General features: G+C 60.8%; 20 protein-coding genes. 7 read left to right on the top strand and 13 right to left on the bottom strand.

The annotated features are described in order from the left end of the window. Window positions 1-23: 23 nt before the first annotated feature. From NKF26_RS24150 to NKF26_RS14805, 3 genes are all read left to right on the top strand, one after another. Complete coding sequence (locus tag NKF26_RS24150; protein ID WP_256487252.1) at window positions 24-158, top strand: hypothetical protein; 135 nt, start codon at window positions 24-26, stop codon at window positions 156-158. Between the two features lie 6 nt (window positions 159-164). Continuing rightward, window positions 165-1,265: an amidohydrolase family protein gene (locus tag NKF26_RS14810; protein WP_253234519.1), complete on the top strand. Its 1,101-nt coding sequence runs from the start codon at window positions 165-167 to the stop codon at window positions 1,263-1,265. Between the two features lie 343 nt (window positions 1,266-1,608). Further along, on the top strand, window positions 1,609-1,929 hold the full coding sequence (locus tag NKF26_RS14805) for a cupin domain-containing protein (RefSeq protein ID WP_253225854.1): 321 nt from the start codon (window positions 1,609-1,611) through the stop codon (window positions 1,927-1,929). A gap of 179 nt (window positions 1,930-2,108) precedes the next feature. On the opposite strand, the gene NKF26_RS14800 is transcribed toward NKF26_RS14805, so the two are convergent. Together NKF26_RS14800 and NKF26_RS14795 are read right to left on the bottom strand one after the other, a co-directional pair. Continuing rightward, complete coding sequence (locus NKF26_RS14800) at window positions 2,109-2,486, bottom strand: hypothetical protein (protein WP_253225853.1); 378 nt, start codon at window positions 2,484-2,486, stop codon at window positions 2,109-2,111. Window positions 2,487-2,591: 105 nt separating this feature from the next. Further along, window positions 2,592-4,073 (bottom strand): Cdc6/Cdc18 family protein, encoded by a 1,482-nt coding sequence (locus NKF26_RS14795; protein ID WP_253225852.1) that lies wholly within the window; start codon window positions 4,071-4,073, stop codon window positions 2,592-2,594. Window positions 4,074-4,729: 656 nt separating this feature from the next. Between NKF26_RS14795 and NKF26_RS14790 the strand changes: the two genes are divergently transcribed. Both NKF26_RS14790 and NKF26_RS14785 read left to right on the top strand, forming a co-directional pair. Continuing rightward, complete coding sequence (locus NKF26_RS14790) at window positions 4,730-5,713, top strand: LLM class flavin-dependent oxidoreductase (RefSeq protein ID WP_253225851.1); 984 nt, start codon at window positions 4,730-4,732, stop codon at window positions 5,711-5,713. 427 nt (window positions 5,714-6,140) lie between these two features. After that, window positions 6,141-7,643: an aldehyde dehydrogenase family protein gene (locus NKF26_RS14785; RefSeq protein ID WP_253225850.1), complete on the top strand. Its 1,503-nt coding sequence runs from the start codon at window positions 6,141-6,143 to the stop codon at window positions 7,641-7,643. Between the two features lie 296 nt (window positions 7,644-7,939). Here NKF26_RS14785 and NKF26_RS14780 read toward each other — a convergent pair whose 3' ends face one another. The 7 genes from NKF26_RS14780 to NKF26_RS14750 all read right to left on the bottom strand — a co-directional run bounded on the left by NKF26_RS14780 (window position 7,940) and on the right by NKF26_RS14750 (window position 14,855). Beyond that, window positions 7,940-9,175, bottom strand: coding sequence for an amino acid ABC transporter substrate-binding protein (locus tag NKF26_RS14780; RefSeq protein ID WP_253225849.1), 1,236 nt, complete (start codon window positions 9,173-9,175; stop codon window positions 7,940-7,942). Window positions 9,176-9,298: 123 nt separating this feature from the next. Then, complete coding sequence (locus NKF26_RS14775; RefSeq protein WP_253234518.1) at window positions 9,299-10,333, bottom strand: branched-chain amino acid ABC transporter permease; 1,035 nt, start codon at window positions 10,331-10,333, stop codon at window positions 9,299-9,301. A gap of 2 nt (window positions 10,334-10,335) precedes the next feature. Further along, a complete protein-coding gene (locus tag NKF26_RS14770; protein ID WP_253225847.1) occupies window positions 10,336-11,229 on the bottom strand; it encodes a branched-chain amino acid ABC transporter permease in 894 nt (297 codons plus the stop codon). Between the two features lie 254 nt (window positions 11,230-11,483). Further along, entirely contained in the window at window positions 11,484-12,185 is a 702-nt protein-coding gene (locus NKF26_RS14765; protein WP_253225846.1) for an ABC transporter ATP-binding protein, read from the bottom strand. Further along, a complete protein-coding gene (locus NKF26_RS14760) occupies window positions 12,182-12,916 on the bottom strand; it encodes an ABC transporter ATP-binding protein (protein WP_253225845.1) in 735 nt (244 codons plus the stop codon). The genes NKF26_RS14765 and NKF26_RS14760 overlap by 4 nt, the downstream gene beginning before the upstream one ends. A gap of 118 nt (window positions 12,917-13,034) precedes the next feature. Continuing rightward, entirely contained in the window at window positions 13,035-13,970 is a 936-nt protein-coding gene (locus NKF26_RS14755) for a VOC family protein (RefSeq protein ID WP_253234517.1), read from the bottom strand. Between the two features lie 102 nt (window positions 13,971-14,072). Then, window positions 14,073-14,855 (bottom strand): 2-keto-4-pentenoate hydratase, encoded by a 783-nt coding sequence (locus NKF26_RS14750; protein ID WP_253225843.1) that lies wholly within the window; start codon window positions 14,853-14,855, stop codon window positions 14,073-14,075. A gap of 110 nt (window positions 14,856-14,965) precedes the next feature. Here NKF26_RS14750 and NKF26_RS14745 point away from each other — a divergent pair, with 110 nt between their 5' ends. Next, window positions 14,966-15,346, top strand: a complete 381-nt coding sequence (locus tag NKF26_RS14745; RefSeq protein WP_253234516.1) for a VOC family protein — start codon at window positions 14,966-14,968, stop codon at window positions 15,344-15,346. Window positions 15,347-15,428: 82 nt separating this feature from the next. On the opposite strand, the gene dmpG is transcribed toward NKF26_RS14745, so the two are convergent. The 3 genes from dmpG to NKF26_RS14730 form a co-directional block, all read right to left on the bottom strand. Next, window positions 15,429-16,478, bottom strand: coding sequence for a 4-hydroxy-2-oxovalerate aldolase (dmpG, locus tag NKF26_RS14740; protein WP_253225841.1), 1,050 nt, complete (start codon window positions 16,476-16,478; stop codon window positions 15,429-15,431). After that, window positions 16,471-17,409, bottom strand: coding sequence for an acetaldehyde dehydrogenase (acetylating) (locus tag NKF26_RS14735; RefSeq protein WP_253225840.1), 939 nt, complete (start codon window positions 17,407-17,409; stop codon window positions 16,471-16,473). The genes dmpG and NKF26_RS14735 overlap by 8 nt, the downstream gene beginning before the upstream one ends. Before the next feature lie 142 nt (window positions 17,410-17,551). Beyond that, a complete protein-coding gene (locus NKF26_RS14730) occupies window positions 17,552-19,042 on the bottom strand; it encodes an aldehyde dehydrogenase family protein (RefSeq protein WP_253234515.1) in 1,491 nt (496 codons plus the stop codon). A 106-nt stretch (window positions 19,043-19,148) separates the two neighbouring features. Here NKF26_RS14730 and NKF26_RS14725 point away from each other — a divergent pair, with 106 nt between their 5' ends. Then, complete coding sequence (locus NKF26_RS14725; protein WP_253225838.1) at window positions 19,149-19,934, top strand: 2-keto-4-pentenoate hydratase; 786 nt, start codon at window positions 19,149-19,151, stop codon at window positions 19,932-19,934. 454 nt (window positions 19,935-20,388) lie between these two features. On the opposite strand, the gene NKF26_RS14720 is transcribed toward NKF26_RS14725, so the two are convergent. Beyond that, a complete protein-coding gene (locus tag NKF26_RS14720) occupies window positions 20,389-21,366 on the bottom strand; it encodes an amidohydrolase family protein (protein WP_253225837.1) in 978 nt (325 codons plus the stop codon). Window positions 21,367-21,388 lie beyond the last annotated feature (22 nt).

Genomic DNA, 21,388 nt, shown 5'->3' with positions numbered 1-21,388 from the left:
ACTCTACCACGGCAACACACGTCATGGTTTCTACCAGTCGTGAGGGCAGTCGGTCGAGCGTGGAAGCACCGATGCCGTCAGCGACGGTGGCGTTTACCGATGCCGTCAACGACGGTGGCGTTTCCGGAGGCAACGACCTTGTATCGCGGCGTGGATGAGTTCCCATGGACCTCCGGGAGCAAATCGAGGGCATCGCGCTCGTCGACAACCACGCCCACCCCGTCGAACCGCTGTCCGCGGAGACGGTTCGGGAATCGTTCGCGGGGTACTTCACCGAGGGCGACCTCTCGCCGAGACACGCCCGACAGACGCTCAACTATCGGGCCGCTCTCGACCTTTTGGATGAACGGTTCGAGGGTGAGACCGAAGACGAACTGCTCTCCCGACGTGCCGCCGTCGACCTCGAATCGTACAGCCGCGACCTCATCGACGGAACGAACACCGAGAAAATCCTCGTAGATGACGGGTTTCCCGACACGTCGCCGGACGACTTTCGCGCGTACACGACCGCGACGGTCCACCCGCTCCTGCGAATCGAACCCGTATTGGAGGAGCTACTGGATCGACACGACTCGTTCGCGGGCGTCGAGCGGGCGTTCGAGGACGCGATAGACGACGCGCTCGCCGACGATTACGTCGGATTGAAGACCATCGTCGCGTACCGAAGCGGCTTGGCGGTCGGGAATCCGAATCGTAGCGAAGCCAGGACGGCGTTTTCAAGCGTCAGAGACGGCTGGTCGGGACGGATTTCGGATCCGACGGTGCTCGACTATTTCGTCCATCGGGCGAGTACGCTGGCGGCGGAACGAGCGGTTCCGATACAGTTCCACACCGGATTCGGCGATTCGGATGCGCATCCGCGACGGGTCGATCCGACGCTCCTCTCCGATTTTATCGCCCAGCATCCGTCGGCGAAGGTCGTCCTTCTGCACGCGGGCTACCCCTACGTCCGCAAATCCGGATACGTCGCATCGACGTTCGACAACGTTTATCTCGACCTCTCGCTCGCCATCCCGTTCGTGCAGCACGGCTGTGAGCAGGTCATCGAGTCGGCGTTCGAACTGGTACCGATGACGAAGGTGCTGTACGGTAGCGACGCCTGCTCGGTCCCCGAACGATACGTCCTCGCCGAACGACGAACGCGGGATGCGCTCGCGACGGTTCTCGAAAGCCTGGTCGCCGACGGGTTCGTGAACGAAGCGTACGCCGCGACGGTCGCTCGGAACATTCTGCGGGGGAACGCGGAACGGTTGTACGACCTCTGATTCGGCCCCATTACCACACATCACCACGTACTAATCGCCGAACGGAGGACGCTGAATTGGTCGAAAGTAGACGCGGGTGCGGGTTACTACAATGAGATTTTTAGCTTCCGGAACGCGTTTTACCGTTCCGGTCCTTGGTAAAGATACGCTCTCACAAACCCGGCACGAACCGCCTGTCCGGCGCCATCACCGGCATTGCACCCGTGCCGATTGTGAGGGCACCCCGCTTTCCTTACCACTTCAACCGCATCCAGTGGCTACAGTACTGATCACGGCTCGTCATCGATTGGTAGCTCTTCGTCGGGCGGGAGAACTTTGCTGGAGGAGGGAGTAGTGGTTTGGGATGGCACACACGAAAGTCAACTATCGAGACGTGGAATCGGTGGGCGACGGAATGCACTTCCTCCGGGACCCGCTCGGGTGCGAGCAGTTCGGCATGACGGTCCTCGAATGCGAGCCGGGATGGACCGGAAAGGAGCACGCTCACGTCGACCGCGAGCACGAGGAAGTGTACCTCCTACTGGACGGGGAAGCGACCGTGACCATCGATGGCGAGGACGTGACGATGGAAAGCGGCGACGCGCTACGGGTACCACCGGAAGCGACCCGCCAGATACACAACGGCGACACCGAGTCCAAGTTCGTCCTCGCCGGAGCACCGTGAAAAACACGTAGCCAATCCCGTCTTCGGCCCGTTTTTGGGCGGATGCAGATCAGAGCTATTTCAGATAGTCACCTATTGCACCTCTTGTTAAAATTGTGCCTATTGTAGGAGAGGCACCCATTTTACAAATCACACCTATTCTACCTATTGTGTATGTTGAAGGGTTGTGGCGTCGAATTTCAAAGGTCGTCGGGGTCAAGCGCGAACCGAACCCGCGCGTTCGTCGGCTTTCCGAGCGTCAGTTCGACGCAGGTTTCGGCGAGGATTCGACCGCCTTCGACGGGAACCCCCCACGTGTCGAATCGGAGGTACCCACGAATCGCGTCGGCGTGCGTGTAGAGGTCCAGATATCGTATCTCGTGCTCCGGAAATTCGCTGGCCGAGTGTGCCTGCTCCATGTCGGAGTAAATCGTATCGACGCCGTCGAAGAACGCTTCCAGACGGTCGGCGTCCTCTCGAGTCGTCTCGACGATGGTGTCGGCGACGGCCGCGATTTCGGAAGTCGATAGTCCACCGGTTTCGCGGAGGGCGTCTTGGGTTCGCTGATCGAAGTGCATACGACTCCCGTAGGAAGTCACGGCTGAAAAATCCGGTCTCTCGTTCCCCGTCCTCGCGGGCGGAAACGTTCGTACGTCGGTCGCACGGGCTACGCATCCGACGCTTTATATCGGGTCCGTGCCGGAGTTCAGCGCCTTCAGCACGATCGCGGGGTCGCGGTTTAGCGAGTGCACCCGATAGCTCCCTTTTTCGTAGCCGCCGCCGGTGTGACGGCTTTCCGTGATGCCGAGGAACGATTGCTCTTTCAGCAGTCTGGAGACCCGATCCCACGAGATCGGGGCGGAGCCCTCGTTCTTACAGACGGTCTTGTACGCGGAGTAGATGTCCTGTTTGGCGAACTCCTCTTCCTCGCGGTTCATCGTCAGCGATGCGAGCGCGACGAGGATGTGTTTCACGTGCGGGGTGCTTCCGGACACCAGTTCGGCGAACCGGTCCGCCTCGGCGCGCTCCATCGCGCTGTCGATATGCTCGCCCAGCACTTCCGACGTGCCCGACTCCTCGGCGATCGCGCCAGCATAGCGGAGGATGTCGATCGCTTTCCGAGCGTCGCCGTGTTCCCGCGCAGCGAGGGCGGCAACCTTCGGGATCACGTCCTCGGACAGCACGTCTTCGTAGAACGCGTCGCGGCGATTTTCGAGGATGTGGCGGAGTTGGTTCGCATCGTACGGATGAAAGACGAACTCGCGGTCCTGCAGCGACGAATCGACGCGTTCGCCGATGGTCTCACGGTACTGAATCTTGTTGCTGATGGCGATGATACCGACGTAGGAGTTCGTCTTCCCCGTCTCTTCCGCTCGAGAGAGCGTCATGAGGATGTCGTCGTCGCCACCGAGTTTGTCCACCTCGTCGAGGATGACGATGAGCGAGCGAACCTCGTGTTCGTCGAGCATATCCCACAGGTGGCGGAAGTACTCGGCGGCGCCGATTCCTTTGCGAGGGATATCGAAGTCGGGCGCGAGCGTATCACGGACCCCGAGTGCAAGTTCTCGTGCGGCACGGGTTTCCGTATCGTCGTTCGAGCAATCTATGTACTGATAGATGAGATTGACGTCGTTGCGGTGTGCCCTGTCCCGAGCCTCGCGAGCCATGTGTTTCGAGACGAGCGACTTCCCGGTTCCAGTTTTTCCGTACAACAACAGATTCCGTGGAGGTCCGCCACGGACGGCGGGGCCGAGTGCTTTCCCGACCGCTCGAATCTCGTCGTCACGCCCGATGATTCGGTCCCGGTCCGGAACGTAGCCGACTCGTAATAACTCCTCGCGCGCGAAGATATCACCGACAGCGAAGGGGTCACCGAAATCGTCTTCGTTGGTGGTACTGGGACTTCTGGAATCGTCGAGTCCGTTATCGTCGTCGTTTCCGTCATGAGCGTCGTTTTCGTCGTTTTCGGCGCTCTCGTCATGAGCGTCGTGAGCGTTGTTATTGTCGAACCCGTAGTCGTCCTCGCCGTGACTGTCGTCGTTACCGTGGTCGTACCGCTTTGATGACGCCGATTCGCCGCCGAAATCCCGTAGGTCACCCTCCCTATCGGCGTCGGGAGAGTCCGATTCGCCGTCCAAGTCCTCGTCCTTCTCCGCGTCGGTCATTACGTTATGTGACCGAGTGGCATAAAGATAAAACTACCGACCTCAGACCGAGTGAATTGTGTGAAATCCTCGTTTGTCCGGAACGAGAACGTGTTTTCAGGGATTGTAATCGTATAGCCCCCCACCCCCCATACCGAGTGAAATGGGGTTCGGAGGGGTGAAGGGGAATGACGGTTGCACGGGGAGGAGTATATAAAAGGCGAGCGGTGGTAGCATCGTCTCTTTGTAAATTGTTCCTAGAACACTTCTTCTAGTTGTTTAGGAAGTAACCTAGTTGTGTTGTTTACCTATATAGTAAAATATATAATATACGCGAGAGAGGAGCGGGAAAGACGCCGCTAGAGAACCGTTCTCACCTTCCGCTTTCACGTTGTCTCCATACCGTTTACCGTCGTCTTTCACTCGGTTCGAGGGGTGTCCGCCGCTTGTCAGCCAAACGTCTGACGCCATTCGAGGGGGGTACCTCTTCGAACCATTTCACTCGGTTTGAGGGGTGGGGGTGCTCGTTCTTCCCATTCGTTCGTGTATTTCCGAATTCACTCGGTGTCCGGTGTCCCCCCGTTGTCTGCCATTCACTCGGTTTGAGGGGTGGGGCCTGACTGATTTGGTCGAGTCTACCCTACCGATTTTTCATACGCCACGGCGTGCGATAGACCATGCCAACCGATCTACTGTTGCCCCAGGTGACCACCCTCGATCATACCGAGATTAGCGTCCGTGCCGAGTCGCTCGGCTACGACGGCCTCTGGCTCGGCGAACTCTGGGGAACGAGTTCGGTCGTCCAACTCACCGACATCGCAGCCCACACCGACACCGTCGAGCTTGGAACGGCGATCGTCAACGTCTTCTCGCGGACGCCCGCCGTACTGGCGATGACCGCGGCGACGCTCGACGAAGTCTCTGACGGTCGATTTCGACTCGGCGTCGGGACGTCGACCAAAAAAGCCATCGAGGACCTTCACGGGATGAAATGGGATGATCCCAATCCTGTTCGACGGGCGCACGAAACCATCGAATTGACTTCGAAATTCCTCGGCGAGGACGGTCGTGTCGAATACGACGGGGAAATCTTCACCGTTCGGGATTTCCCGTCACTGGACGCCGACGTACCAATCTATCACGCCGCGCTCGGACGGGCGAACCGTCGGGTCGTCGCACGGCTCTGTGACGGCTGGATTCCGCACAACATCCCATTTCCGGACCTCGATGAGGCGTTCGCGTACATCGCCGACCAAGCCGAGGCGGCCGGTCGTGACGATTCCATCGACGTTGCACCGTACGTACCCGCCGCCGTCAGTGACGACGTTGCGGCGGCCAAGGATGCCATCCGGGGTCACGTCGCCTACTACGTCGGCAACGGTCGCGGCTACGAGCAGGCGGTCGCCCAGCGGTTCCCGACGGACGCCACGGCGGTCGCCGAGGCGTGGCGGAACGGTGATCGCGAGGCCGCCGCCGCGAACGTCACCGACGAAATGGTCGAGGCGCTCGGCGTCGCGGGAACACCGGAACGGGCCCGAGAGCAGTTCCGAGCGGTCAGCGAAATCGACTGCATCACGCGACCGATAGTGACGATTCCGAGCAACGCCGACGAAGGAATGGTCGAACGGACCATCGACGCCTTGGCACCGTCGAGCTACTGACTTTCCGTACCGCGGAAACACGCCCGGTTGTCCGAGGTACGGACCGGGTTGCTATTTTCCGATCTAGATTTTCGGCACGGAGATGGAAATCGGGTCGCTACCGGGACGACTGATACGGTTCCGTCGAGTGAAATCGGACAACTGCGGCTGTTGCCAATGAATAAACTGTATTCCGCGATATAGAGTCTGTCCGGAGAAGAAGACTAGAGATAATGGATAAAGCCACCGCTCTCGACTAGTTTCGGGCGAGCTATCAAAACCGTTCCGGGCGAACTAACTTTCATCGTCATTCCCGTTTTCATCGTCACCCGTACGGGTCGTCTCGACGGCGAAGAAAAGCGGTCCGACAGCGAACTGTGGTACTATCTCCTTCAAACAATCGGGCAGTTTTCCAAACCTTCATGTTCCGATCGTTCCATGCTATTACATGGCACAAGCAAGCCAGTCACGGTACAGTATCGACTCTGACTGGGACAGGTTGTACATCGGCGGAGAGTGGCGGGAGAGCGCTGGCGGCGAAACGATTCCCGTGGAAGACCCATCGACGAGGGAGAAGGTCACGACCGTCCCTCGGGGGACGGACGACGACGTGAATGCGGCGTACGATGCGGCCGTCGAAGCGCAGGACGAATGGAGGGACACCTCGCCAGCGCGGCGCGAAGAGTTGGTTCGGAACCTCCTTCGGACGCTTGAGGACCACAGCCAAGCGATAGTCGAACTGCTCGCTACGGAGGGTGGTGGGACTCGAGGTATGGGCCAAACCTCTGTTCACCTCACCGTTGATCAGATCGCCGAGGCGCAGACGCTGCCACGTCGAATGAAAGGCGATCACGCCACGTCGAACATCCCCGGTAAGGAAAACCTCCTCGTACGGAAACCGTGCGGCGTCGTGACGGTCATCTCGCCGTGGAACTATCCGCTGAACCTTTCGGCTCGCGCGGTCGTCCCCGCGGTCGCCGCCGGTAACACCGTCGTGCTGAAACCGGCGACGAACACGCCCGTCGTCGGCGGACTCCTGTTCGCTCGCTTGTTCGAAGACGCCGGGTTCCCGCCAGGCGTCCTCAACGTCGTCACCGGCCGAGGGTCGGAAATCGGGGACGCCGTCGCGAGCCACGATGCCAGCGACGTGGTGTCGTTCACCGGTTCGACGGCCGTCGGTCGTCGCGTCGCCGCAGCCGCCGGGGAGAACCTGGCGGAGATGGCGTTGGAACTCGGCGGCAACAACGCTCACATCGTCACTGCCGAGGCGGACCTCGACGCCGCTATCGACGCCGCCGTATTCGGCTCGTTCACGCACCAGGGACAGGTGTGTATCTCCATCAACCGCCACCTCGTCCACGAGGACGTGTACGACGAGTACGTGGAGAAACTGACCGAGCGCGTCGAAGCACTGCCCGTGGGAAGCGCGCACGACCCCGACACGGTCATCGGCCCCATCATCGACGAATCACAGCGCGACGAGATGCTGGAGTACGTCGAGCGAACCGTCGAAGCGGGGGCGACCGTCGAGACCGGCGGTGGAACGGTCGCACTCGACGATGTCGAGGAGTCGCTCGTCGTCGAACCGACGGTTCTCTCCGGCGTGACGAACGACATGCCCACCGCGTGTAACGAGCACTTCGGCCCGATCGCACCGGTCATTCCGTTCGCCGACGTGGACGAAGCGGTCGAACTCGCCAACGCCACCGAATACGGGCTGTCAGGATCCGTCCACGCTGGCGACGTGGGAACCGGCAGCCGAATCGCGCGGCGGCTCGAAACGGGAATGGTACACGTCAACGACCAACCGATCAACGACGAGGCCCACGTCCCCTTCGGCGGGACCGGTGCGTCGGGCGTCGGCGGTTACAACACCGACGACTTCCTCGATGAGGTGACCGAAACGAAGTGGATATCGCTCCAACACGAACCGCGTGAATACCCGTTCTAACCGCGGATAATCACAGCTGGACGTTTTTTATTTTCCAACGGAATCAAACGGAATCACGTATTTTCGCACGATATCGCTCCCGCTCTCGCTCGATACTGTCGTCTCCCGGGAGAATCGAAATCGACGGGATACGACTACGAGAGTGATTTTCCCGATGGCCACGGTCGGTGAACTGCCAACAGTAACGAGTTGTGAACTGCTGAAGAGCAACGGTCGGTGAAGTCGAAGAGAATGGGTGGTGAACTGCTAGTAGCCACTGCTCGCCTGCCCGTCACCGAACCGAATGACGGTCGTCGTTAATGTCCGAGCGGGTAGTTGAGTTTTCGGAACGCTTTGCCGTCCGTTTTTGGAGAGACCAGGTGCTGGTCGCCGTCGATCCACTGTCCCATCGCACTGGTCCATCCTTTCGGACGGCCGACGTCATCGAAGCTGAACTCGCCGCAGACGGTCTTGTACGAGGTGTTTCGAAGTGCATCCCGGACGGCCGATTTCTTCGTGCTGTTGGCGGCGCCGAGCGCCTGCTCGGCGACTTGCGTCAGGTTGTAACACGCACCGGTCATGACGGGTGGGAGGTTACTCTTTTTCGCGTCGTACTTGTCGTAGTAGTCGTTCTCCATCTTCTCGTTGCCGTTCCCCGTGAGGCCGGGAACCCACCCGGGAGCCATGACGACGTTCCGTCCTGCCTCTCCGAGCGCGTTCCACCAGCCTGCGGTGTCCGCTGCCCGGGTGAGCTGGACGAACTTCGGGCTGAACGACGACTGGTTGATCTGCTTCATCGCCGTGATGCCGCCGTCCGGCGCAGGTGTTCCGAGGAGGATTTCAACGCCCGCCTGTTTCGATTGGGAGATGAGGGTGCTGAAGTCGCTGGCGTGGAGTTGGTGTTTCTTGCGAAGTACCGTCTTGAAGCCCGCCTTCGTGAGCGTTTCGTCCCACATATCGGCCATCTCGATGCTCCAATCGGTGTTCGGAACCCACAGTCCGACTTTGGTTGGTCGTTTCTTCTCGGGAACGAGTTCGAGAACGGATTTCGTTCCCTTGACGTGGTCGCTGCTCTTCGGGAACGGAACGTTCGTCCACTGGTAGTTCTGTTCCTCGTGGAGTTTGTCGTCGGAAAACGCCACCGCGAGCATCGGAATCTCCTCCTGCTCGGCGACGGCGGCCGTTGCCGTCACGAGAACGCCCGCAAAGCTTCCCCAGATCATGTCCACGTCGTTGTTGCTGATGATCTGCTTGAGCTTCTCGCGCACCATCTGTGGGTCGCTCTCGTCGTCTTTGACGATCATCTCCACGTTCTTCCCGTGGAGGCCACCGTTGTCGTTGATTCGCTCGATACCCAACTCGTATCCACGGTGAAGATCCTTCCAGATGGCGGAGAACGCGCCGGTCTTCGGAAGTGTCGTCGCGATGGTGAACTTGTTCGAATCGCCACCCGAACTGCCTAGATCTCCGAGACATCCTGCGACGCTCGTCAACCCTGCGACGCCAGCGGTACCGCTCGCCTTGATAAAGGTACGTCTATCTGAGCCTGTCATCCTTCATGTCACGAGCCAAAATTACTCCAAGGATATATAATGTTTATTATTAATAATTCGACAGGTTCCGGAGCGACCGGCGTTCGTCACGACTCGAAAGCGTCGGTCGACGCCGTTTCCTACTCAATTGTTCACTTCACTTCCCACACGGGAATCCGGGTCAGTGTCCGTAACGGGTTCCGCCTCCGTCCCGACGTCGTCCACGAACTGCTCGTGAACGTAGCCGTACAGTCCCTGGGGAAGGAAGATGACGAAGAGGATGATGAGCACGCCTTCGAGCGTCGTCGCCAACCCACCAGCGACCTGGCTGAACAGTTTGTCGATGAGCATGAAGACGGCCGTGCCAAACAGCGGCCCGTAGACGGTTCCCATCCCGCCGAGGATGACGATCACCAGCGTGTCGATGGTCCACGCCACCCCGAGTGTGGACGATGCATTGAGATACAGCGTGTACTGGCCATACAGGCCACCCGCGATGCCCGCGAAGAACGACGAGAGCAGGAACGCCCACATCTTGTATCGGAGCGGGTTCACCCCGAGCGTGCTCGCCGCGTCCTCGTCGTCCCGCACCGCTTGCACTCCCAACCCGAGTCGGCCACGCTTCAGATAGTACGTCACGAGGAAGATGACGATCAACGCGAGGACGGCGAGGTAGTAGACGCCGACCTCGCCGAGTTCGTTGTGCACGTAAAACCCCGTTGCCCCGCCGCTGAGCGAGCGCTCGTTGTTGAGCAGTAGTTGAATGATCGCCGCGAGCGCCAGCGTCCCGATGGCGAAGTAGTGCCCGCGCAGTCGGAACATCGCGGGGCCCGTGAGCAGCGCGAGGACCGCCGCCGCCACCCCGCCGACGAGAATGGCGAGCACTGCGGGAACGAGCAACCATTCCGGAAGCCCAGCGGCGCTCGGCGTCGTCAGCCACGCGCTCACGTACGCCCCGATACCGAAGAACGCGGCGTGGCCGAGCGAGATCTGTCCGGCGTACCCCGCGAGCAGGTTCCACGAGATAGCCAGGATCGCGAACACGAGCGCCTGGAGGACGAGGTCCTCCCCGTAATTGGACGCGACGAGCGGGACCAGGAGGAGCGCGACGATACCGACACAGAAGGCCACGATCCACCGGTTACGACCGATCATCGTCGATTTCGAACGGATGCCCATCGTCACTCACCTCCCTCCGCGTTGCCGAACAGGCCGTGCGGCCGCAGGATGAGTACGATGAGGAAGATGGTGAGGCTCACCACGTCACGATAGCTGCCGCCGATGAGCAGTGCGCCGACGTTCTCGGAGACGCCGATGACGGCTCCCCCGGCGAGGGTCCCGAGAATGCTCCCGACACCGCCGAGGACGACGACGGCGAACGCCTTCAACAAGTACGACCAACCGACGTAGGGGTCGAACGGAAAGAGTATCGAGAGGAGCGCACCGGCGGCACCGGCCAGTGCCGCGCCGATTCCCATCGTGATCCTGTGGATGGAATCCGTATCGATACCCATATACTTCGCGGCGGTCGGATTCTGGGCAGTCGCGCGGATCGACCGGCCGGTCTTCGTATATTGCATGAACGCCCACACCGCGACGATGAGCACGACCGCGATGACGAAGGTCACCGCCCGCGAGGAGGACAGCGAGATTCCGGCGAACCCGAAGCTCCCCGAGACGACGTGTAAATCGGTCGTCTGGGCGTCGCTCCCGAACAGGTAGTTGTCGAGGACGAACTGCCACGAGTTCTGCATCACCAGGGCGATGCCGAACAGGAGCAGGATCGGTTGTTCGATACCCTCACCGATGACGTACTGGAGAACTTCTTGCAACACCAGACCCACGACGACGAGGACGACCATCGCAACCAGCATCCCGATGAGGGGTGAAAACCCGAGCATCGTGGCCAGAATGACGGCGACGTAGCCACCGATCATCAGCATGTGTCCGTGTGCGATATTGACGATGTCCATGATGCCGAACACGAGCGTCAGTCCGAGCGCGGCGAGCGCATAGATACCGCCCAGCAGCAGGCCGTTGGCGACCGCGTTGGGGAGGAGCCCTAGCGACGACATCGGTCACCACCGGCCGTCGGCCTCCCTTCGTCCGCCGCTCGGTCGTTCGTTATTCCGTCGTTCGCTATTCGATCGTTCGTTATTCGGTCGTTCGTTACCTGATCGACGCCTGTCAATTCTGCCGCTTCGTGTTCAGCTGTATGTTTCATTGTTGCCTCTCGCCTCGGTCGTGGTCGTTTCCGTTTCGAACGGTCGATGAACTTCGGAACCGTGGTGCACTCGTTCGTGAGTCGTTCTGCGGATAGCATCGTGAATCATCCGAGGTACGACGCCTCGACGCGTTCGTCGGTAGCGAGTTCGTCCGCGTCACCGGACAGTTCGATTCGACCGCTCTTGAGGACGTATCCACGGTCGGCCACCCGGAACGCGTTGTGGAGGTCCTGCTCGACGAGGAGCACCGTCACACCCTGCTCGGTGATCTGCTCGATGGCGTCGAAGACGTCCTCGACGAGGACGGGTGCGAGGCCGAGACTGGCCTCGTCCAGGAGGAGGAGGTCCGGGTCGCTCATGAGGCCGCGTCCGATGGCTAACATCTGTTGCTCTCCGCCGCTGAGCGTCCCGGCGGTCTGCTCGCGCCGCTCTTCGAGACGGGGGAAGATGTCGTACACCCATTCTTTGCGCTCCTCGGCGGCGTCGGGATTCGTGTGTGCCCCAAGGACGACGTTCTCCTCGACGCTACTCTCCACGAATATCTCACGTCCTTCCGGAACGTGAGCGATACCGCGGGGAACGACCGCGTCGGGAGAGCAGTGACCGATCTCCTCGCCTTTATAAATGACTGAGCCGGATGTCGGCGTCAGACCCCCGCAGATCGTCTTGAGGACCGTCGTCTTTCCGGCACCGTTCGCCCCGAGGAGCGCGACGGTTTCCCCCTCGTCGACGGACAGTGAGACGTCCCAGATGACCTGCACGTCGCCGTACGACACGTCGATGTGTTCCAACGAGAGGAGACTCATACCGTCTCCTCCCGTGTGCTCGCCCCCTCCCCGAGATACGCCTCGATGACCTCGGGGTCGTTCTGAATCTCCGTTGGCGTTCCACGGGCGATCAGTTCGCCGTTGTTCAACACCATTACCCGGTCGCTCACCGACATCAGTGCGCGCATGACGTGATCGATGAGGAACACTGTCGTCCCTCGGTCGCAGATTCCCTCGATGAGTTCGATGATGGCCTCGGTTTCCTCGTAGTCGAGTCCGCCGGCGACTTCGTCGAACAGGACGAGGTCGGGGTCCGTCGCGAGCACGCGAGCGATTTCGAGCCGTTTCAACGCACCCACGCTGAGTTCGCTCGGCGGTCTGTCCTTCGAACCGTCGAGGCCGACGAACGAGAGCGTCTCGTGGGCGCGTTCGTAGGGGTCCGCGACGCCGCCACCGAATTCGGCTCCGACGGCGACGTTTTCGAGGAGCGTGAGTCCCTCGAACGGCCGAACGATCTGGTGGGTCTTGGCGAGACCACGGTTACACAACCGATACGGCGCCCACCCGGTGACGTCCTCGCCTTCGAAGTGCACGGTCCCTTCAGTCGGCTCGTACGCCCCCGAGAGCATGTTGAACAGCGTCGATTTCCCGGCACCGTTCGGCCCGATGAGTCCGACCGTCTCGCCGCGTTCGACTTCGAACGACACGTCGCTGACGGCGACGAGTCCACCGAACCGTTTCGTCAGTTTGCTACCCGTTAACAGTGGCATCCGTAGGTGGTGTTCGAAATGATTATAATTAAAATTACTGGTTCATACGATCCGATTCGTGGATAGTCTTGAGACGACGAAGTTCGTATTCGAATCGCATGCCCGGTCCCCTCGACGGTTAGACGAACGGGACACCATCGAGTTCGTACTGCGTACCGAACCACTGGTGGTCCGATTCGGAGCCGATATCCTTCCAAACGACCGTCTCCCAGTCCGGCTCGAAGTTGAGGTATCCCGGCCCGGCGAACAGTTCGATTCGAATTCCGCTGGCGGGGTCCTTGACGTACAGATAGTCCGCGTTCGTGATCGCGTGTTTTCCGGGGCCACCGTCGATCTCGATGTTGTGTTCCGACATAATGTCGGCGGCGTGCCAGAGGTCGTGGAGACTATCGAGGTGATAGGAGAAGTGGTGGAACTCCCGTTTGTCCTCGGTCAACTCGTGGACGGCGATGTCGTGCGGTAACGCCGTCACCGCGCACCACCACCCCCATCTCGTCCCGTCCTCCGACTCGAATACTTCGTTCAAGCCGAAGCCGAACTCCTCCTGGAGGAACGCGGCAGTTTCCGCTCCCCTGATCCCTTGCACGTGAACGTGGTCGATGCGTTGGGGATAAACGCGGTTGGCGCATTCGGGGCTGTATCGTCGCATCGGGATCTTCGACCGGACGTTCTCGGGGGCCTTCGGTTTCTCGACGTCGTAATAGATCTCGAAGGGATAGCCGTTGGGCGTCTCGAACCGAATCGCCTCGCCGATACCGGCCTCGTGACCGGCTTCGTGCCGCGTCACGTCCAGACCGAGGTGTTCCATCCGAGTGGCGTACTGGTCCACCGATTCCGGGTCCGCCGCCCGCCACCCGATGTGATCTACCCTTCCCTCGGGCCCTTCCGTGAGGCTCATCGTGTGATGTTCGATGTCCTGCAAGGCACAGAGATACGCGGTGTCTCCCTCCCGTTCGACGACTTTCAGTCCCATCAGGTCTCGGAAGAACCACAGGGATTCTTCCAAATCTGGTGTTACGAACGCTATGTGTCCAAGCTTGGCTAAACCGGGCATCACCGATACTTTGTATACTTTCGTTATATATTTTTCCCAAATAGGGTTCGGTGGGGGATGGAGCTCGGCTTGCGAACCGCCGGTGGATCGACTGCCGAGCGATCACTCGCCGATCCGTGCCGAAATACTACCGAGCGATGCGAATTCAGCCGTGAGAACGTCGCCGGGTTTGACGTCCACGGCGGGGGTCAGGGAGCCGCTGAGGATGAGTTCCCCCGCCTCGATACGCTCGTCGAGTTCGTCGAGCGTGTTCGCGAGCCACGCGACCGAACGCGCGGGATGGTCCAGCACGGCGGCCCCGACGCCGTGTTCCGCCACCGTTCCGTTCTTGTGGAGTTTGACGCCCTCCAACGACAGGTCGAGGCCGTCGGTAACCGTCGTCCGTTCGCCCGTGAGGTAGCACGCCGAGGATGCGTTATCGGCGATGGTGTCCTCGATTCGGATGTCCCAGTCACGAACGCGACTGTCTATCACCTCGATGATGGGGAGAACCGACGCCGTCGCGTGTAACACGTCGATATAGGTCACTGGCGGTTCGAGTGAGTCGCTCATCAGAAACCCGACCTCCGGCTCGACGCGTGGGGCGATGAGTTCCGCCGCCGGGACGACCCGTCCGTCGACGAACATCGTATCGAGCAACCGCCCGAAGTCGGGTTCGTCGACGTCGAGTTGGTTCTGGATTCCTTCGCTGGTCAATCCGATTTTGTGCCCCGTCACCTCGGCACCGTCGTCGAGTCGGTGGTCGATGAGCCGCGTCTGAACGTCGTACGCGTCGGATATGGTGAGTTCGTGGTTCGCGGTGAGTCGGTCGATCGGCGAGGCAGTCTGCAGTGCGGTGTAAAGCGAGTCGGCGAGTTCGTCGCGCATCTCTGCTGGAACAGCCATGCATGAAGTGGAAGCGGCGAGGGACAAATAAGTTCGTGTCCCCCGCGACTTCGATCAACCGACCGGCCCGTCCCCCCGAAATTTATATGCCGTTCCGGAGATGCTCCACCATGGACGTGCTTCACAGCGCAGTGTGGGTATCGGACATGGAAACGACGCTCGCGTTCTACGTGGACGAACTCGGTCTGGAGAAGACACGGGAGTTCGTTAGCGGCGACGGTGCACGAAACGTCTTCGTCGCCGGCGAGAGCGACACCGAAATCCAGTTCAAATACGATCCGGACAGGGAAGAACCGCTCCCGGCACCGACCGTGTACGACCACGTCGCGATCGGCGTGGACGATACCGACGCGGAGGTCGAACGCCTCGTTGAGGAGACCGACTGTCGCCTTCGTCGTGGCCCGTTGACGTCGGATGGTGCCAATGCCAGAGTCGCGTTCATCGAGGATTCCAACGGCTACGGTATCGAACTGGTCGAGGAGTTCGACTGAAACGGTCTCGAACGGCGATCCTTTCTCTCGAACGTCCGGCATACCTTCTCGACTGTCCTATCTCCGTGCGAGTAGCGTCGTCTCAGTCGTCCGATTCGGCTTCGGCATCGGTTTCTGACCCCCCGCCGTTGCCCATCCGCGCCGCCACGTCGGTGATGAGGTCCTCCTGTCCGCCGACGACTCCCATCTCGCCGAGTTCGACCAGCACGTCGCGCGGGTCCAGATCGTAGCGGTCGCTCGCACGACGCGTGTGGCGAAGGAACGAGGAGTAGACGCCAGCGTAGCCGAGGATGAGCGTGTCGTTGTCGATCTCCGGCATCGTGTCGTCCGAGAGCATTGGCACCAGAACGTCCTCCGCGGCGTCCATCACCCCGTAGAGATCGGGGTTGATGTCGTAGCCTGCCTTCCGGAGCACCCCGACCAACACCTCGATTTGGGCGTTCCCCGCACCGGCACCGAGTCCACGGAGACAGCCATCGACGGTCGTAACCCCTTCTTCGAGGGCCGCCAACGTGTTACCGATGCCGAGACCCAAGTTGTCGTGGGCGTGGAACCCAACGTCGATGGACAACTCGTCGGTCAGGAGCCCCACCCGATCACGAACGTCGCTCGGAAGCAACGCCCCCGCGGAATCCATGACGTAGACGGTGTCGGCCCCGTACTCCTCCATCAGCCGTGCCTGCTCCAACACGGTTTCCGGCGGAGCCATGTGCGAGAGCATCAACAGTCCGTCCGCCTCCATCCCTTGGTCTTTGACCAACTCGAAATGCTGCGCGGAAATGTCCGCTTCGGTGACGTGGGTCGCGATTCGACAGATGTCGGCCCCTTTCGACGCCGCGACTTCGATGTGTTCCCGGGTCCCGATACCGGGAAGGAGGAGTACCGAGAGTTCGGAGTCGGTCAACTCCGGGACGACCGCATCGAGGTACGTCTCGGTCGACGCCGAGGCGAAACCGTAGTTGATGGACGACCCGCCCATCCCGTCGCCGTGCGACATTTCGACGACGTCCATGTTTGCGTCGTTCAGGGCACGGGCGACGTCGGCCATCCCTTCGGGCGAGAACTGGTGATCGACGGCGTGCATCCCGTCACGGAGCGTCATATCGACCAGACGGACGTCCGAATCAGTCATCGCTCGCACCTCCGACGACCGTGGCGGTCGGATGCGTCGCGAGTCGCTCGGCGGCACCGAGCGCCGCGCTCGTCATGATGTCCAGGTTACCCGCGTAGGGCGGGAGGTACTGTCCCTCTCCCTCGACTTCGATCATGGTCGTGAGGACGACCGTGTCCCCGAGGTCGAACGCCACGCCGTCCTGTTCCACCAACTCGGGTTCGAGCGTCACTTCGTAGCCCGGGACGTACGACCGAATCTCGGCTTCCATCTCCGCGACGGAGTCACGGACTGCGTCGAGGTCGGCCGTGTCCGGAACCTGCGTGTAGATGGTGTTTCGCATCAGTATCGGCGGTTCGGCGGGATTCAGGACGATGATGGCCTTGCCGTCGTCCGCGCCGCCGACTTGTTCGATTCCCGCGGACGTGGATTGAGTGAACTCGTCGATGTTCTGCCTCGTCCCCGGCCCGGCACTCTTCGATGCGATGGTCGAAATCATCTCCGCGTATTCGACGTTCACCGTCCGGTCGACCGCGTGGACGATGGGGATGGTTGCCTGGCCGCCACAGGTCACCATGTTGATGTTGCGTGTCTCCCCCGCAACGTCGTCGAAGTTGACGACCGGGACCGTGTACGGGCCGACGGCGGCCGGGGTGAGATCGATCGCGAACAGGTCGAGGTCGTCGTACACGGGTGCGTTCTCGGCGTGGACCTTCGCGCTGGTCGCCTCGAAGACGACGTCGAACTCGTCGGCGTACTCCTTCACGCTCTCGATACCGTTCGTCCCGACGTCGACATCCTCCTCGACGGCCGCTTGAAGCCCATCCGACTCCTCGACGGGGAAGATACCGATCATCCGCTGCAGGTCGATGTTCTCGCTACGGTCGAGTATCTTGTACATCAGGTCGGTGCCGATGTTACCCGGCCCGACGATAGCTGCGTCTAATGCCATGCGACTCTTACTTGTACAACGATAGTATAAAAGAATTCGTCTGGGATAATCATGTCTTATAGCGGGTCCACGCCGTCCAGCGACTACCCCCACCGTCGGCAAAAGCAGTCTCCGAGGCCACGAAAAAAGCGATACGGGGCGCTTAGAACGGATATCCGCGCGGTTCGCGCTGAACGGAGGTCCAGCGGACTTCGGTGAACTCGTCGATGATCCAATCGCCGTTGTAGTTGCCGATGCCGGAGGATTTCGTGCCACCGAACGGGGTGTGTGGCTCGACGTTGACGGTCTGGTCGTTGATGTGCATCATTCCGGCCTCGATTTGGTCGGCCACGTCACGGGCACGCCCGCGGTCGGCCGAGTGGACGGACGCGCTCAGGCCGTAGTCGGTATCGTTGGCGAGTTCGATGGCCTCCTCCTCGGTCTCGAACGGGATGATGGGGGCGACCGGACCGAAGTGTTCGTTGCACGCCGCTGGCATTCTGTTTTCGACGCCGGTCAACACCGTCGGTTCCACGAAGAGGCCGTCGGCGTTCCCGCCGGTTTCGAGCGTGGCACCTGCCTCGACGGTCTGCTCGATGTACTCCAGTATCCCATCGCGCTGTGATTCGTTGATGATCGGTCCGATGATGACGTCATCGTCGTCGGTCGGGTCGCCGATTTTCAGTTCGGACGCACGCTCCGCGAGCCGCGATGCGTACTCGTCGTAGACGTCCTCGTGGACGAGGTGGCGGTTGATGGAGATACACACCTGTCCCTGGTGCCAGAAGCTTCCGAAGACACCGGCGTCGACCGCTTGGTCGAGGTCGGCGTCCTCCAAAACGACCTGTGGGTTGTTGCCACCGAGTTCCAGCGCCGGGAAGGCGAAGTGTTCCACGGCGTTCTTTCCGACGAGTTTCCCCGCTTCGGTCGAACCGGTGAACGCCACGACGTCGCTTGCCGGATGCGAAGCCGTCCGATCACCCGCCGTCTTTCCGTCGCCCGGAACGACGTTCAGGACGCCGTCGGGCAGTCCGGCCATCTCGAACAAGCGGGCGATAAGGAGACCACCCGCGATGGGCGTGTCCTCCGCTGGCTTCAGGACGACGCTGTTCCCGAGTGCAATCGCCGGTGCGACGGCGCGGATGGAGAGTTTCAGCGGTACGTTCCACGGCGAGATGACGCCGACGACGCCCGCGGGCTTGCGTTGGATGATGTTCTCCTTGCCCGGAATCTTCGACTGGTTGTGTCGCCCGGACATCCTGAACGCGAACGACGCGGCGTCGTGGACGAACGTCACCGTACCGCCGTATTCGATGTCCTGTTTCGGACGGGCGCTTCCGCCTTCGACGGCGAGTATCTCCCGAATCCCGTCCTCGTACTCCTCGATCAGTTCCGCGACGCGACGGACGACGGCCGCGCGCTTGTCCGGCGTCGTCTTCGCCCACTCCGATTGTGCCCGCGTCGCCGCCTCGTACGCGGCATCGACGTCTTCGGTGGCGGCTGACGGCACCGAACCGATCGTTTCGCCGGTCGATGGGTTCAACACGTCGATTCGGTCTCGGTCCTCGGCCCGGTTCCACTCCCCATCGACGTACATCGCGTCCCAGTCGGCGTCGATGGAAATCTCCGGTTCTGATTCGACTACTTCTGCCATGTGTATCTCCCAGTATGGACACCTGATATAAAGTGATGTCGCCCGGAACGGTTTCACCGCAACTCGGAGGAGTATAATTATATATCCGGTTCGATGTGGTACTCACATGGCTCTCAGCCAAGACGAGATCGATACTCTCGCAACGAAGCTGTACGACGCGTACTCGACGAAAGAACCCATTCCGCCGCTGACGGACGAGGCGGAGTTTTCGACGGCGGACGCGTATCGAATCCAGTTCGAGGTGTTCGACCGTCTGACGGAAGCGGACCGCGAGAACGCCGTCGGCCACAAACTCGGCCTCGTCAGCGAGGCGAAACAGGACCAACTCGGCATTCCCGAACCTATCTTCGGCTACGTCGCCCCGGAGACGGTGCTGGAAGGGGAACCCGTTCCGACGGACGAGATGATCGCGCCGCGTATCGAGGCCGAAATCGGCTTCATCATCGACGAAGACCTCACCGCACCGGTCTCGACCACCGACGTTCTCACGTCTACACGGGCCGTCGTCCCCGTCCTCGAAATCCTCGAAAGCCGGTATCAGGGGTGGTCGATCCCCTCGGCACAGGACGTTATCGCCGACCTGACCTCCGCCGGAAAGGTCGTCGTCGGGGAGTCGTTCAAGGACGTCACGGACGTGGATCTGCGGATGGAGAGCATCGTCATCTCGGTCAACGGCGAAACCCAAGCGTCGGGCGTCGGTGCCGACATCATGGGTCATCCCGCCCGTGCCGTCGCGTGGCTCGCCAACCGGCTCGACGACCTGGACGACGGACTCAGGGCTGGAGAACTCGTGATGAGCGGCGGAATCACCGCCGCTATCGACATCGAACCGGGAGACGTATACTCCATCGAGTTTGCGAACCTCGGCTCGGTCGAACTGCGAGCGGAATAACGCCCGTCGGATCCGTTTCGAAGGTTTCGAACCGTTCGAAGAGACGTTTTCAATACGAAAATACTCTTCCTCCGTTCCCGGCATCTTCCCGACGATTTACCATCCGTGAGAGGAGTAACGTGGGCGAAAACGACGGATCGCGGGTCTTCGTACCGGTTTCCACCGCTCCGGTATCGCGAGTTCATTTCGCTGGCTATCAGGTCTGTTTTCGATATGAAAATGGATAATTCCCGATTGCGGTTCGTTTTACTCATCGAATCTCCGTAAGTCACCAATAAGAACGACACCCGTTACGGTCATACCTCTGTAATGGGGGTCTGCGTCCACGGATCGGTTCGAGCTACCTGTGATCCCTGCTACCGCGATGTCCGTCCGGGAGGCCCCTTTCACGGAAGGTTCGTCGGACTCTGAGGGTGAATGCGAAATTACGTTTTCAAGCTGAAAATAGGTCCGCTCAGTCGAGGAGTGTACGGAGGTTTCCGGCGAAGATGTCGGTTTTTACGTCCGACTCGACGTCCATCGACTCGACTGCGTCCCTCGTCACTTCGACCGTCCGTCGTCCTCGTTCCGGGCTGAACGGGTAGTCCGTTCCGAAGAGCAGGTTACTCGACCCGAAGAAGTCGTCGGCACATTCCAGTGCGGAAACCGACCCGGACACCGCCGTATCGGCGTAGAACTGCTCGAAGTACTCCTCCGCGGGTTTCGAGAGGTCGGCGGCGTGTTCGTGGAACCCGGGGTAGTTCTCCGGGTACGCCTGTCGCTGTTCGTAGAACATCGCGATTCGTTCCCCGAAGTACGGAACCATCCCTCCGCCGTGATGGGAGACGAGTTCGAGGTCGGGATACGCCTCCATGACGCCGCCGAACACCAACCGCGAGAGCGCCAGCGTTGTGTCGAACGGCCACCCGAACAGGCGGTGTTCCATGTACTCCGACGCCCAGTCGTACCACTCCCAGAGTTGCGGATGCATCCAGAGCGGCGTTTTGGTCGCCTCGGCGCGCTCGAACAGGGGCCAAAACTCGTCGTCGTCGAGCGGCCGTCCATCGACGTTCGAAAAGATCTGAACGCCGGCCATGTCGAGGTCGTCGATGCACCGATCGAACTCCGCAAGGAACTCCTCGCTCGCCGTCGGTATCGTCCCGACGGGGACGAACGAATCGGGATGTTCGTCCGCGAGTCGTCGAATCTCGTCGTTCGCGAGGCGGGTAATCTCTAGCGCCAAGTCGTGTTCCATCCCCTGAAACAGCGTCGGCAGCGCCAACGTGATCACTTGCTTGTCGATACCGTAGTCGTCCATGTCGGCTTTCCGCTGTTCGATGTCCCAGAGAAACTCGGGACGGCCGGAGAGGCCTTGGAACCCGTATCGGTCGGTCAACTCGTCGAAGAACGACTCGGTGAGGACGTGCGTGTACGCGTCGATGATTTCCGGCATCGTGTGTTCGTTTCCCCCCACT

The sequence above is a fragment of the Haladaptatus sp. AB618 genome (genome assembly GCF_024136965.1).
GTDB lineage: Archaea > Halobacteriota > Halobacteria > Halobacteriales > Haladaptataceae > Haladaptatus.
Note: the sequence above shows the minus strand (reverse complement) of the source record. Positions and strands in the feature narration are given on the sequence as shown.

Coding starts and splice junctions, on each gene's coding strand:
- NKF26_RS14800 (WP_253225853.1), bottom strand. CDS start 2,486: ATGCACTTCGATCAGCGAACCCAAGACGCCCTCCGCGAAACCGGTGGA.
- NKF26_RS14785 (WP_253225850.1), top strand. CDS start 6,141: ATGGCACAAGCAAGCCAGTCACGGTACAGTATCGACTCTGACTGGGAC.
- NKF26_RS14795 (WP_253225852.1), bottom strand. CDS start 4,073: ATGACCGACGCGGAGAAGGACGAGGACTTGGACGGCGAATCGGACTCT.
- NKF26_RS14805 (WP_253225854.1), top strand. CDS start 1,609: ATGGCACACACGAAAGTCAACTATCGAGACGTGGAATCGGTGGGCGAC.
- NKF26_RS14780 (WP_253225849.1), bottom strand. CDS start 9,175: ATGACAGGCTCAGATAGACGTACCTTTATCAAGGCGAGCGGTACCGCT.
- NKF26_RS14775 (WP_253234518.1), bottom strand. CDS start 10,333: ATGGGCATCCGTTCGAAATCGACGATGATCGGTCGTAACCGGTGGATC.
- dmpG (WP_253225841.1), bottom strand. CDS start 16,478: ATGACTGATTCGGACGTCCGTCTGGTCGATATGACGCTCCGTGACGGG.
- NKF26_RS14735 (WP_253225840.1), bottom strand. CDS start 17,409: ATGGCATTAGACGCAGCTATCGTCGGGCCGGGTAACATCGGCACCGAC.
- NKF26_RS14730 (WP_253234515.1), bottom strand. CDS start 19,042: ATGGCAGAAGTAGTCGAATCAGAACCGGAGATTTCCATCGACGCCGAC.
- NKF26_RS14745 (WP_253234516.1), top strand. CDS start 14,966: ATGGACGTGCTTCACAGCGCAGTGTGGGTATCGGACATGGAAACGACG.
- NKF26_RS14790 (WP_253225851.1), top strand. CDS start 4,730: ATGCCAACCGATCTACTGTTGCCCCAGGTGACCACCCTCGATCATACC.
- NKF26_RS14720 (WP_253225837.1), bottom strand. CDS start 21,366: ATGCCGGAAATCATCGACGCGTACACGCACGTCCTCACCGAGTCGTTC.
- NKF26_RS14760 (WP_253225845.1), bottom strand. CDS start 12,916: ATGCCACTGTTAACGGGTAGCAAACTGACGAAACGGTTCGGTGGACTC.
- NKF26_RS14755 (WP_253234517.1), bottom strand. CDS start 13,970: ATGCCCGGTTTAGCCAAGCTTGGACACATAGCGTTCGTAACACCAGAT.
- NKF26_RS14810 (WP_253234519.1), top strand. CDS start 165: ATGGACCTCCGGGAGCAAATCGAGGGCATCGCGCTCGTCGACAACCAC.
- NKF26_RS24150 (WP_256487252.1), top strand. CDS start 24: ATGGTTTCTACCAGTCGTGAGGGCAGTCGGTCGAGCGTGGAAGCACCG.
- NKF26_RS14750 (WP_253225843.1), bottom strand. CDS start 14,855: ATGGCTGTTCCAGCAGAGATGCGCGACGAACTCGCCGACTCGCTTTAC.
- NKF26_RS14725 (WP_253225838.1), top strand. CDS start 19,149: ATGGCTCTCAGCCAAGACGAGATCGATACTCTCGCAACGAAGCTGTAC.
- NKF26_RS14765 (WP_253225846.1), bottom strand. CDS start 12,185: ATGAGTCTCCTCTCGTTGGAACACATCGACGTGTCGTACGGCGACGTG.
- NKF26_RS14770 (WP_253225847.1), bottom strand. CDS start 11,229: ATGTCGTCGCTAGGGCTCCTCCCCAACGCGGTCGCCAACGGCCTGCTG.